This window comes from Halorubrum sp. Boch-26 (genome assembly GCF_029889805.1).
Lineage (GTDB): Archaea > Halobacteriota > Halobacteria > Halobacteriales > Haloferacaceae > Halorubrum.
Window position 1 is genome coordinate 1 of sequence record NZ_JARANT010000083.1, and the last position, 11,813, is coordinate 11,813.

Genomic DNA, 11,813 nt, shown 5'->3' on the forward strand with positions numbered 1-11,813 from the left:
GCGTGCGGTCGTCAGGACCGACATGGCACCGCCGCCGGTCAACGCCGCCTTCGGGGCGCTGCTCGCGGCCGCACTGCTCGGTACCGCGTTCGACCGGCGCGCGGTCGCGGTCGTCGTCGCCGCCGCGATGCTCCCGGACCTCGACGCGGTCGCGAGCCTCGCGGTCCCGGGCGCGACGAACGCCCTCCTCCACGCCGTCTGGCTCCCGCTCGCGGTCGGAGTCGTCCTCCGTTGGGACACCCGCGTGCGCGACGCCTCCCGGCTCCGCGAGCGGTTCGGGCGGCGCGGGGTCCGGGTCGCGTGGGTCGCGCTCGCGGCCTTCCTCGTCGCCGGCGTCGGCCCGGACCTGTTCGGACGAGAGGGGGTGAACCTGCTGTACCCGCTCCACGACACCTACTACCTCGTCGACGGGGCGTTCCTCTTCTCGACGGAGGACGGGGTCGTCCAGACGTTCGTCTCGGGCGGCGCGGGGGGACCGGGGATCCTCCCGCTGGAGACCCTCGGAACGACCGACTCGCACGCGATTCCGACGTTCGCGAACCCCGACGGCCGACCGGGGCTCTCGCTCGGCGCCGAGCGAGAGCTCGCTCTCGTCCGGACCGGCTGGCAGCTGGTCGTCGTCGCGAGCGCGGTCGCGCTGCTGGCGGCGCGGTTCCGGTGGGAGGGGAAAGAGCGGGCGGCGGGAGGGAGCACCGACGCGGCCGACGGCGCCGACGACATCGACGACATCGACGACATCGACGCCGACGACATCGACGCCGACGACATCGACTCCGGTGACCCGGAGGTGGGCCGATAGATGGTCTCGACGGTGGTCCACGCCGGGTTCGCGGTGCTGCTCGCCGTGGGACTGCTCGACGACCGCTTCGACCGCCGGGCGCTCGCGGTCCTGCTCGTCGCCGTCGTCGCGCCCGACGCCGACAGCTTCCTCGGACCGCTCATGTCGGGCGCCCACCGGACCGTCGGCCACACGCTCGTGATCCCCGCGGTCGTCGCGCTGCTCCTGTACTACGACACGCGGGTACGAGAGACCTCCCTCGTGCGCGATCGGCTCTCGTCGCGGCAGATCGCCGTCGCGTGGGCGGCGCTGTTCGCGCACGTCTTCGCGGCCGTGGCGCTCGATTGGGTTCACTTCGACGGGGTGAACGTCCTCTGGCCGCTGCGGGACCAGTTCCTCCTGCTCGACGGAGAGGTCCTCCTCTCGACCGCGGACGGCTTCGTCCAGACGTTCGTCGACCTGCGGGTCGACCCGGAGACCGGGACGCGAACGGTCGACGCCGGGGCCACGGGAACCACGGAGACCGTCCACGTCAACAACCCCGTCGAGCCCCGCGACCCCGACGAGGCGATCGAGGAGCCGGTCGAGCGGATCTTTCCGGTCGCGAGCGCCGGCTGGCGGCTCTACCTGGTCGGGACCGGGCTCTTCGTGCTGGCCGCCCGGAGGCTGCAGGACCGGGCGCCGCGGAACGACGGCGCGTGAGCCCGGACGGCTGCGGAGTTACCCCACATAGTATGGCTGGCCAGTGAACTGAATCGAGCACGTAGCGGCCCCCGATGAGCCCTCGCCCACGTGACGACGAGCGCCTCGCCGGTGAGGAGATCGCGATCGTCGGCGCCGGGTTCGGCGGCCTCTCCGCGGCCGCGTACCTCGCCGGCGCCGGCGCGGACGTGACGGTGTACGAGCGCAACGAGCACCCGGGAGGGTACGCCGGCCGGATCGAGCGCGACGGCTTCCGGATCGACACCGGCCCCTCGTGGTACCTCATGCCGGAGGTGTTCGACCGCTTTTTCGGGCAGTTCGGCCGGTCGACCGACGAGTTCTACGAGCTGACCGAGCTCGACCCCCTCTACGAGGTGGTCTGGAAGGACGGCGACCGCGCGACGATGCCCGCGGACCGAGCGGGACAGAAGGCGCTGTTCGAGTCGTACGAGTCGGGCGCCGGCGGCCGGCTCGACGCGTACCTCGACGACGCCGCGGAGGCGTACGAGCTCGGGATGGACCGGTTCGTCTACCCGAGTCGGTCACGGCTCCGAGACATGGTCGACCTCGACGTGTTGCGGTCGGGCCGCGCGCTCCCGAAGCTCCGGACGATGGACGACTACGTCGGCGACTACTTCGAGAACGAGAAGCTCCGGCAGATCGCGGAGTACAAGCTGGTGTTCCTCGGCGGGTCGCCGTACAACACGCCGGCGATCTACACGCTGATGAGCCACGTCGACATGAACCTCGGCGTCTACCACCCGACCGGCGGCATCGCGAGCGTCGTCGACGGGATGGCGGCGCTCGCGACCGACCTCGGCGCCGAGATCCGCACGGGGACGCCGGTGACCGCGATCGAGCCCTCGATCACGGCGTCGGGCCCGAAGTTCGAGGTGGCGTCCGGATCGTCCGGGGGCGGAGCCGGAACCGGAGCTGCGGCGTCGACCGGCCGGTTCGACCGCGTCGTCGCGAACGCGGCGCCGCCCCACGTCGAGCGCGACCTCCTCCCCGACGAGTTCGCGCGCCGCGAGGCGTACTGGGAGTCGCGGACGTACGCCCCTTCCGCCTTTCTCATGTACTTCGGCGTCGAGGGCGACGTCGACCTCGACCACCACGCGCTCGTGTTGCCGACCGACTGGCGGCCCCACTTCGAGACGATCTTCGACGACCCGGCGTGGCCCGACGATCCGGCGTACTACGTCCACGTCCCCTCGAAGACGGACCCGGAGGCGGCCCCCGAGGGCCACGAGGCGGTGTTCGTCCTCGTCCCGCTGGCTCCCGGGCTCGGGGACGGTCCCGAGACCCGCGAGCGCTTCCGGGACCTGGTGCTCGACGATCTGGCCGAGCACGCCAGCGTCGACTTCCGCGACCGGATCGTCTTCGAGGAGTCCGCGTCCGTCTCCGACTTCCGCGAGCGGTTCAACGCCCCGGGGGGCACCGCGCTCGCGCTCTCGCACACGCTCGGGCAGACCGGGCCGCTCCGGCCGGCGCACCGGGCGCCGGGCGTCGAGGGGCTCTACTACGTCGGCGCGTACACGAACCCCGGGATCGGGATGCCGATGTGCCTGCTCAGCGGCGAACACGTCGCCGAGGCCGTGATCGAGGACGCCGCCGGCGACGGCGTGCTCCCGTCCGTGGTGCCGACGTCGACGCTGCGGTGAGGGCGGGGATCACTCCCTCTCGTTCGGCCGCTCGACCGCCTCCTGCGCGGCGGCCCAGTGCGTGATCGTCCCGTCGTCGCCCGGCAGCGGTCGGAGCGAGACCCGGTTTAAAAACGGCGTCCCGTCGCGCCGGTGGTTCCACACCTCCACCGTCGCCGGCTCCCAGATCGACACCGCCTCGCGGAGGGCTTCGACCGCGGCGTCGCCCGTCTTCGGTCCCTGCAGCAGTCGCGGGTTTCGGCCGCGGAGCTCCGCGAGCGAGTAGCCGGTGCGGTCGCGGAACGTCCGGTTCGCGTACAGGACCGGGGTGTCGCGGTACGCCGGCCCGCAGAGCGTGACCCCGAGCGGCGCTTCGTCGAGGAGCCGAACGCGCTCGATCAGGCGTCGGTCGCGGTCGGTGCAGTCGTCGGCGTCGGCGAGCGCCGGGGGCGGGGCCGCAGCCGATCGCGTCCGGGGGAGTTCGCGCGGGTCGACTCCGCGGGCGCGGTCGTCGCTGTCGTCGCCGTCGGTGAGGAGATCGCGGAGCGCCCTCCGGGCGTTCGCCTCGTCGCACGCGAGGAAGTCGAGGATATCGGCTCTGAGGCCCACCGCGCCGTCAGAAGTCCCGGCCGGTCGGGGCGTCGGGCAGGTCGTAGCGCTCGACCGGGAGCCCGAGCGCTTCGAGGGCGGCCTCCAGGTGTTCGGTCGCGACGTACTCGTCGCCGGCGGCGACCCGAGCCGCCTGCGCGTGAGCGAGCACCTCGCCCTTCCGGTCGTCCGGGATCTCGAACTTGTCGGCGGCGAGCTCGATCACGAGCCCGTTGTGGTCGCGGGTGTACAGGGAGTGGAAGGCGCCGCGGTCGTACTCGCTCACCTCGTGGCCGGCGTCGAGCAGGCGGTCGCGGACCTCCGGGAGCTCCTCGGGCGCGATCCCGAGCGCGAGGTGGTGGACCGCGCCGATCCCCGGGTCCTGCGTCTCGACGGACTCGCGCGACTCGTCGACGAAGAAGGTGACCAGCCGCCCGTCGCCGGCGTCGAAAAAGAGGTGCTCGACCGCCTCGCGGTCGAGGTTGGGCTGTCTGATCACCAGCGGGAGTCCGAGCACGTCCCGGTAGAAGGCGACCGTGTCGTCCGCGTTGCTGCCGATCAGCGTGACGTGGTCCCAGCCGGTCGCGTGTAGCAGGCTGTCCGGGCGCTCCGCCGTGACCTCGTGTTCCGACATACGATGATCAACGAGAGCGTCCCCCATGAGTTCGCGGTAACACCGATGTCAGTCGGGTGCGTGTGGCGGACGGAGACTAAAACAGCGGTTTGGGACTCCCGATCCGTTATTCCCACCGGAGCAGAAGGCCGAGACGTGCAACGGAAGCCCCGGCGGGCGGGCCATCGCGCCGCGCTCGCGACCGAGACGTGTACGCTGCCGGACGGTCGGACGCTCGCCTACGCCGTCGGCGGAGCCGGAGACGGGACGCCGGTCGTCGCGCACCACGGGACGCCGGGGTCCCGGCTGTTCGCGTCGCTTCTCGCCGACGCCGCCGCGGCGTCGGGCGTCCGACTCATCGTTCCGGACCGGCCGGGATACGGTCGTTCGTCGCCGCCGCCGGACGGCTGGAACCCGCGGGACTGGCGGGAGGACCTCGCGGCGCTCCTCGACGCGGAGTCGGTCGAGCGGGGCGGCGTCTTGGGGTTCTCCGGCGGAGGACCGTTCGCGCTCGCGGCCGCGACGAGCGACCGCGTGCGTCGGGTCGGGCTCGTTAGCACCGTCGTCCCGCCGGCCGACATCGACCTCGTGCGCCTCTCGCGCGTCCCGTTTGCAGTTCGCATTCTCTTTCGGCTGTCGAGCGCGTACGCGTCGGTCGCGGGCCCGGACGCGATCGTCGGCCAGTACACCGATCGCACCGTGTCGGAGACCGTCTCGCGGGCCGTCGACGACGATTTCCACGAGGCCCTGCGACAGGGTGCGAAGGCGGTCGCCCGAGAGAATCGGCTGTTCGGGAGCGAATGGGCCGTTCTCGACCGGCTCTCGGTCCCTGTTCGCGCTTGGCACGGAACCCGCGACGAGAACGCGCCGCTGTCGGCGGTGCGGGCGTTCGCGGACGAGACCGACGTGACGATGACCGTCTCCGAGACCGATCACCTCGGGACGCTACTCGACAGCCCAAGCGAGGTGTGTCGCTGGCTCAGCGGACCGTGACGTGATCGATGGAAAGCGCAACTGACGGTGAATCCTTGCGATCGGTACCGAGCGGACGCCGTCAGGAAGAATCGAAGCGAATGAGGCGAGTTGAGCGGACTCGCGAGCATGGGGGTCGTCTCGCATTCAACGCCCTCAGTGGACTGTTCGCGGCTCATAGCTGTTCGAGCCTCTAGCGGAGTTGGATGCACAGCGCAGCGAGATCGTCGAGTTCGGAGGCGATGCGGGCGGTGTCGCCGTCCTCGTGTTCGGCTTCGAGGTACGCTGTGCGAGTTCGCCCTGCTCCTCCTGCATCGCGAGCAGCAGCGTGTCCACGTCTTGGAGACCCCACTCTTCGACGTTCTCCTCGGCCTTCTCCGTCCAGGAGCCGAGTTCCATCTGGACGGAGAGGTAGTTACCCTCGTCGCCGCTCACGCCGACCCCTCCATATCGCAGTTTTCAGCCCGGCAGCGCCAATGCTCGGTGTCGTTCGGAGCACCAACACCGACCGACGGCACGCCCGATACCGACTCTCCGGGGAACTCGCCGGCGCACCCGCACTCGGGACACACGTCGGCATAAACTACTCCGTCGTCCCGATTGACACCGCCGTCAGTGAGCAGGTAACTATTTCGCGTTACCGAATTTACTTTGTTCCGTAACTCGGTGTGGCTTCTGGGGACTTCGTTCCTGATTGTCAGAGGCGGTACTGCATCCCGGTCCCACTCACCCTCTCGGGATCAGTTGTTATCATCGACCTCCGTGAAGCGCGTCACGAGCACCGGGGTCGAGTGCGTGGATCCCCTCATGGTGGCGGTACCAGGTCAGGAACTCACCGGCGGAGGATCGGTTGATCGTGACCGATTCTCGGGGTTCAAGGTCGCGACTCACGGTGACGAACCGGACGCCGCCGTCTTCATCGGGCTCGGCGCTGTCGAACGGCGCCCAGCCGTCGACGCCGAGGGCGACCCGACTCATCTTCTCGCTGTCGACCGAGATCTCGCTCTGGACCTCGTCGAGCGGAAGGAACCGACTGCCGATCACGGCGTAGGCGTCGGGGTCGTCGACTCCGTCCACGGCGCGAACGTGCTCCCAGATATCCGGGTGGTTCACGCGATAGCGAGCCGGGTGGTACTCGGTGTAGGCGACGTCGCCGCCGATCTGCGGCCACGGGACGCGGTACTCCTGAGGCCGGTCGCAGTGACCGCACTCGCAGAGTTCGTGTTCGTCGACCGCACCGATGTCGGGCTCGAGGTTCGAGCGCGTGTGCTTCTCGTACGCGGATCGCTCTTCAGTCGCCACTGAACTCATCTCCGTCGGTGCGAACGATTGCTCCGACGCGCTGTCCGCGATTACGATTCGGATGATCGTCTGAGTCGGGCAGGCCGGTCTCGTTTCCGGCAGCGCTCCCGCGACTCACGCGGCGGAAGCAGTCGCAGCCGAGGCAGCGGTGAGCGACGTCATCGACATCGCCGGAGACGGCACGGAAACGTTCGGTGACGTGGCCGCCGCAGTGACGGCAGGCGTCGTCGGCCGAGCGGTCCATCCGCATCATGGACGACACACCACGTCATCGAGCGCGGGACACTGCTCGCGATCGCCGTCGATCGGAAGTCCGCAGAACTCGCAGCACACCGGGTCGAGGACCTCGGCCTCCGACGCGGTCATCGGCGCTCACCCCTCTGAGGATCAGCAGACGGCGGTGATGCGCCCTCGGACCCGGAATGGAATCGGTTCTCTGGGGGGAGGGGGTGAAGTAGCGATTTGGCAGATATCGCTGTAGCGAGCGTTTCTACTGCTGGTTTGAGAACACTCGGTACGGCTGAGGAGTCGGAATGGACTCGCGGGGTCCCCACGAGCGAAGCGAGTGGGGGCACGCGAGGGAACGACTGAACGAACGAAGTGAGCGAAGGAGTGGACTCGCGGGGATGCGTCGCTCGCGGTGTTGCTCGCGGCGCAGAAACATGGACTCGCGGGGATTTGAACCCCGGGCCTTCCCCGTGCCAGGGGGATGATCTACCACTGATCTACGAGCCCTCGTACGCGTTCCATCGTTCCCCGCTGGATATATTAAGGCCTTCGACTCGGCGACGGCGGGGACACCGCCTCGCACGCGGAGCGCCCGCCCCTCAGATCCGCTCGGAGTCGACGTACACGTCGAGGTCGACGTTCCGGGTCGATCCCTCCAGATCGCGGACCGCGCGCTGGACGACGCGCTCGGCCTCGGTCCGGATGAGCGGGACCGCCTTCTTCAGCACCCAGTCGAAGGAGACGAGCCGCGGGAGGTCGAGCGCGTCCGGGCTGGCCGACCGCGGGTCGAACTCGACTTCGAGCGCGACCTCGCAGACGGGCGAGTCGGCGGCGTCGGTATCGGCGTCTCCGTCGGACCCGGGTTCCGGCGCCGTCGGCGTCACGCGCCAGCAGCCGCCGGCGTCGATGTCCTTCGTGATCTCCCAGTCGATCCGCTCGGGCGGATCGACGCCGGTCACCCGCGAGTGGGCCGTGTACGTGACCTTCCACCACGCGAACCGGAGCGCGTAGCGGGTTCCGGGACCGCCGTCGCCCTCGATCGTCCGCACGTCGTCGAGGTACTTCGAGTAGCGGGCGTACCCCGGGAAGTCGAGCAGGAACTCGTACACCTCCTCGGGGTCGGCGTACACCTCGGTGCTCACGACGAGTTCGTCCACGGAGGTTCGTTCGGGCGGCGCGTAATAAGCGGTCCGGCGATAGTACGGGTGAGAGGGTCGGGTTGCTCGTTGTGATGCGTTCGGTGTGACGGTGGGTTCCGACGAGGCTCCGATCGTTCATTTATAAATGGGTGCTGGCGGATCGGCGGTGACCACCTCCGAATCCCCAGCCGCTCGGCGATACGTCGTCGCAGTGGTTGTGACAGGGAACACCTCCAAAGCCCCAGCCGCGACGACTCGCGCGGCTCGCTGCGGTCCTCGGTCACTCGCTACGCTCGTCCCCTGCGGTCCTTGCGTCGCCGTGCTTCGTCCTCGCGGCTGCCCCTTTGAGTCCCACCCCCACCGAAACCGCAGCCTCACGCCTCCCCAGCCTCGTCAGTCGTCCAGAGCAACGCGGAGGACGACCGACGCCAGCGAGGGACCGAAGGTCCTTCTGGCAGCCGGCGGCTTCGCCGCCGGCGACGCCACCGCGGATATACTGATAAACGTGTTTATAGGGTGTAGTCGTGCTCGCCGGTCTCGGAGTCGAGGAACGCGGTCAGCAGGTCGATCGTCGCCGCGACGTCGTCGCCGTCGGCGGTCTCGGTGACGGTGTGGAGGTACCGCGTCGGGATCGAGATAGCGCCGACGGGCTTCGCGCCGGCGGTGTTCTGGAAGCCGGCGGTGTCGGTACCGCCCGCGGGCAACACCTCGTGCTGGTGATCGATGTCTTCGGCCTCGGCCACGTCGGTCAGCCGCCCGTGGACCTTCGGGCTGGTGATCACCGAGGAGTCCTTGAGCTTGATCGCGGTCCCCTCGCCCAACTCGGTGACGGCGTCGGCCGGCTGGCCGATCTGCGGGACGTCGTTGGCGACGGTGACGTCGAGGGCGATCGCGAGGTCGGGGTCGATGTCGACGCCGAGCGCGTTCGCGCCGCGGAGACCCACCTCCTCCTGCACGGTCGCCGCGAAGTGGATCGTCACGTCGGGGTCGTCGATCCGGCGGGCGGCCTCCAGCATCGCGAACAGGCAGACCCGATCGTCGAGCGCCTTCCCCGTCACGCGGTCGCCCATGCGCGTCGTCGTCTGGTCGAGCGTGACGAGGTCGCCGACGCTCACGAGGTCGTTCACGTCCTCGCCGTCGCGGCCGAGGTCGATGTACACGTCCGAGACCTCGTCGTCTTTCTCCGTCTGCTCCTCCGTGAGCGTGTGCGGCGGCACGGAGCCGATAACGCCGGTGAGGTCCGCGTCGCCGTGGACGGTGACGCGCTGTGCGCGGAGCACGCGGGCGTCGAAGCCGCCGAGCGGGTCGACTTGGACGAACCCCTCGTCGGTGACGTGCCGGACCATGAACCCGATCTCGTCCATGTGGGCCGCGACCGCGACCGAGTAGTCGGCTTCGCCCTCGACCGTGCCGACCACGTTCCCCATCGCGTCGGTGCGGACCCGGTCGACGGCCTCGGCGAACTCGCGGCGCACGATCTCGCGGACGTCGTCCTCGTAGCCCGGGACGCCGCGGGCCTCGGTCAGCTCTCGGAGCAGGTCGAAGTCGAAGTCGAACGACATAGACGAGGATTGTGGTCCAGCGACAAAGGTGGAGAGGTTCCGACGCGGGCGTCGACTCCCGACGCGCTCCGCCGTCGACGTTCCCGCTCGCGTCCCGCGGCTGGCGGCGCGACCGGGGCGCCGCCGAGCCCGCGTCGTCGGTCGAGAACCTCAAACTCGTTTACCGTTGTTCCGCAACGCTTTTGCGGTGGCTCGCGGGATGGGAGTGTATGAGCGATGTCAGAGCGGAACTCCGCGAACAGTTCCTCGACGCGTTCGGCGGCGCCGACTTCCCCGTCGAGAACCAGATGGACCTCGTCCCGGCGCTCCCGGACGGCCCGGCCACGAAGTTCGAGGCCGGCGACGTGAGCCTCACGGCGATGGAGCTGGCCGCGAAGCTGGGCAGCGAACAGGAGTTCCCCTACGACACCCCCGAGGCGCTCGTCGACGACATCCTCGACGGCCTCGAGTCGAAGGGGATGATCTGACGCCGGCGCCCGCCCTTTTGAAACGTCGTCTCCCGCCCGTAGCGCGTCGCTCGGCGAGTGCCGCGGGAGCGGGTCGCGAGACCGGCGAGAGGTTGATAGGCGCCGAGCCGTTACGTTAGGCGTGGTCGTCGAGCTCATCAGCGCGGTGCCGCCGTGGATCCTGTTAGGGGTCGCGCTCGGCGGCGCCGCCTCCGCGCTCGCGGCGGTCGCCTTCTACCTCGGGAACCGGTTCGTCGCCCCGAGCGTCGCCGCGGCCGGCGGAGACCGGACCAATGCGGGCGACGAGCGACGCCGCCGGGAGATCCGCGAGTACCTGACGGCGATCGAGGAGCGGTTCCGCGAGGACCACGCGCTCGGCGAGGTCGCGGTTCCCTTCTACCTCCCCCAGCGCGAGGTCGCCATCACGTTCGACGCGCACGACTACTTCAGACTCGAAGGCGAGGGCGTCTACACCGTCCTCTGCGAACACGAGATGCCGGGTCGCGGGCTCGGCCGTCGCCTCCCCTTCGACGTGTTCGAGCCCGATCGGGGGCCGACCCCCTCCGCCGAAGACGCCGACCGCGACCCGGTCGCCGCGGCGTTCGCGGAGCTCGACGTCGACCGCGACGCCGACACCGACGCGGTCAAACGCGCCTACCGCGAGCGCGTCAAGGAGACCCACCCGGACCAAGGCGGCGACGAGGAGTCGTTCCGGCGCGTCCGCGAGGCGTACGCGACCGCCCGGAACCACGCCGGAGGCGCGGGCGAGGAGGCCGGTCGGAGACATTCTGCCGCCCGGACCGCCCGGACCGACCGCACCGATCCCCCGACGGGCTTCGGGCGGTGACGGGGGTCGCCTTCGGCGAGCGCGCCGCGTACCTCGGTCGCCACGACGTGCTCGTCGTCGCCGACCTCCACGTCGGCCGCGGGGAGGCCTCCGCGGTCTCGCTCCCGATCGGCGAGCGCGAGGACCTCGTCGACCGGCTTCGCGGGGACCTCACGCGGTTCGACCCCGCGACCGTCGTCGTCGCCGGCGACGTCGTCCACACGTTCGACCGAGTCACCGATCGGAGCCGCGAAACCCTCGACGCGCTCCGCGACGTCTGCGAGGCGAACGGTACTGATTTGCAGCTCGTCGCGGGCAACCACGACACCGCCCTCGCGAGCGCGTGGGACGGCCCGGTGCACGGGGAGCACGTTCTCGACACCGCCGACGCCGACGCGCCTCGCACCCTCGTCTGCCACGGCCACGAGGCGCCGTCGACCCCGGCGGACCGTTACGTGATCGGACACGTCCACCCGACGATAGAGGTCGAGGGCGACCGCCGTCCCTGCTTCCTCCGCGGCGGTGGGACCTACCGCGGTGCCGACCTCCTCATGCTGCCCGCGTTCACCCGACTCGCCCCGGGCGTCGCGGTCAACGACATGCGGACGGGCGCGTTCGACTCCCCGCTCGTCACCGACGCGGATCGGTTGGCGCCGGTCGTCGTGGATCCGGGGACCGCCGGGGCAGGCGACGCGGGTGGCGCGGACGACGCGGGCGAGCCCCTCCGATTCCCGCCGCTCGGGGAGTTCCGCGGGCTGTTGTGAACGCTTTTGTCCTCTCGTGTGTACTGTGAGCTGTGAACACGGAGAACGCCTGCCTCGGCTGCGGCGAGCCCTTCGACTGGGGCGACGGGGAGTGCCCGGAGTGCGGCTGGGACCGCGACGAGTGGGCCGCGAACGGCCGGCACGGCCTGGAGAAGGAAGGGCACGGCGAGCCCGAGGAGGACGGCGGGTCCGGGGGCGGCGGGCTCGGGGGGCTCGGGCCGATCCGCGGGGGCCGAGACGGCGCGAGGAGAGG

15 protein-coding genes and 1 tRNA gene are annotated in these 11,813 nt (G+C 70.2%); 8 read left to right on the forward strand and 8 right to left on the reverse strand.

Going from position 1 to position 11,813, the window contains the following annotated elements; translation table 11 throughout:
• The first annotated feature begins 22 nt into the window (after positions 1 to 22).
• From OQF71_RS11320 to crtI, 3 genes are all read left to right on the forward strand, one after another.
• On the forward strand, positions 23 to 799 hold the full coding sequence (locus tag OQF71_RS11320) for a hypothetical protein (RefSeq protein WP_280587809.1): 777 nt from the start codon (positions 23 to 25) through the stop codon (positions 797 to 799).
• Positions 800 to 1,480, forward strand: coding sequence for a metal-dependent hydrolase (locus tag OQF71_RS11325; RefSeq protein ID WP_280587793.1), 681 nt, complete (start codon positions 800 to 802; stop codon positions 1,478 to 1,480). It begins immediately after the preceding gene.
• A gap of 74 nt (positions 1,481 to 1,554) precedes the next feature.
• Positions 1,555 to 3,141 carry a phytoene desaturase family protein gene (gene crtI / locus OQF71_RS11330; RefSeq protein WP_280587794.1) on the forward strand — a complete coding sequence of 529 codons (1,587 nt, stop codon included), beginning with the start codon at positions 1,555 to 1,557 and terminating at the stop codon, positions 3,139 to 3,141.
• A 9-nt stretch (positions 3,142 to 3,150) separates the two neighbouring features.
• Here the strand turns inward: crtI and OQF71_RS11335 are convergent, their stop codons facing one another.
• Together OQF71_RS11335 and OQF71_RS11340 are read right to left on the reverse strand one after the other, a co-directional pair.
• Entirely contained in the window at positions 3,151 to 3,729 is a 579-nt protein-coding gene (locus OQF71_RS11335) for a PAS domain-containing protein (RefSeq protein ID WP_280587795.1), read from the reverse strand.
• Positions 3,730 to 3,736: 7 nt separating this feature from the next.
• Entirely contained in the window at positions 3,737 to 4,342 is a 606-nt protein-coding gene (locus OQF71_RS11340) for a VOC family protein (RefSeq protein WP_280587796.1), read from the reverse strand.
• A gap of 135 nt (positions 4,343 to 4,477) precedes the next feature.
• Between OQF71_RS11340 and OQF71_RS11345 the strand changes: the two genes are divergently transcribed.
• Positions 4,478 to 5,314: an alpha/beta hydrolase gene (locus OQF71_RS11345; RefSeq protein ID WP_280587797.1), complete on the forward strand. Its 837-nt coding sequence runs from the start codon at positions 4,478 to 4,480 to the stop codon at positions 5,312 to 5,314.
• Between the two features lie 135 nt (positions 5,315 to 5,449).
• On the opposite strand, the gene OQF71_RS11350 is transcribed toward OQF71_RS11345, so the two are convergent.
• The 6 genes from OQF71_RS11350 to OQF71_RS11375 form a co-directional block, all read right to left on the reverse strand.
• Positions 5,450 to 5,728 carry a hypothetical protein gene (locus OQF71_RS11350; RefSeq protein WP_280587798.1) on the reverse strand — a complete coding sequence of 93 codons (279 nt, stop codon included), beginning with the start codon at positions 5,726 to 5,728 and terminating at the stop codon, positions 5,450 to 5,452.
• A gap of 315 nt (positions 5,729 to 6,043) precedes the next feature.
• Positions 6,044 to 6,595 carry a hypothetical protein gene (locus OQF71_RS11355; RefSeq protein ID WP_280587799.1) on the reverse strand — a complete coding sequence of 184 codons (552 nt, stop codon included), beginning with the start codon at positions 6,593 to 6,595 and terminating at the stop codon, positions 6,044 to 6,046.
• Positions 6,585 to 6,848, reverse strand: a complete 264-nt coding sequence (locus OQF71_RS11360; RefSeq protein ID WP_280587800.1) for a hypothetical protein — start codon at positions 6,846 to 6,848, stop codon at positions 6,585 to 6,587. Before OQF71_RS11360 ends, OQF71_RS11355 begins: the two co-directional genes overlap by 11 nt.
• A gap of 410 nt (positions 6,849 to 7,258) precedes the next feature.
• Positions 7,259 to 7,330, reverse strand: a tRNA-Ala gene (locus OQF71_RS11365).
• A 92-nt stretch (positions 7,331 to 7,422) separates the two neighbouring features.
• On the reverse strand, positions 7,423 to 7,980 hold the full coding sequence (locus OQF71_RS11370; RefSeq protein WP_280587801.1) for an SRPBCC family protein: 558 nt from the start codon (positions 7,978 to 7,980) through the stop codon (positions 7,423 to 7,425).
• A 491-nt stretch (positions 7,981 to 8,471) separates the two neighbouring features.
• On the reverse strand, positions 8,472 to 9,524 hold the full coding sequence (locus OQF71_RS11375) for a M42 family metallopeptidase (protein ID WP_280587803.1): 1,053 nt from the start codon (positions 9,522 to 9,524) through the stop codon (positions 8,472 to 8,474).
• A 209-nt stretch (positions 9,525 to 9,733) separates the two neighbouring features.
• Between OQF71_RS11375 and OQF71_RS11380 the strand changes: the two genes are divergently transcribed.
• The 4 genes from OQF71_RS11380 to OQF71_RS11395 form a co-directional block, all read left to right on the forward strand.
• Positions 9,734 to 9,991: an MTH865 family protein gene (locus OQF71_RS11380; protein WP_280587804.1), complete on the forward strand. Its 258-nt coding sequence runs from the start codon at positions 9,734 to 9,736 to the stop codon at positions 9,989 to 9,991.
• 121 nt (positions 9,992 to 10,112) lie between these two features.
• Complete coding sequence (locus OQF71_RS11385) at positions 10,113 to 10,817, forward strand: J domain-containing protein (RefSeq protein ID WP_280587805.1); 705 nt, start codon at positions 10,113 to 10,115, stop codon at positions 10,815 to 10,817.
• Entirely contained in the window at positions 10,814 to 11,560 is a 747-nt protein-coding gene (locus OQF71_RS11390) for a metallophosphoesterase (protein ID WP_280587807.1), read from the forward strand. Before OQF71_RS11385 ends, OQF71_RS11390 begins: the two co-directional genes overlap by 4 nt.
• A 32-nt stretch (positions 11,561 to 11,592) precedes the next feature.
• Positions 11,593 to 11,813 (forward strand): hypothetical protein (locus OQF71_RS11395; protein WP_280587808.1); only part of this gene is annotated, 221 nt, incomplete at its 3' end.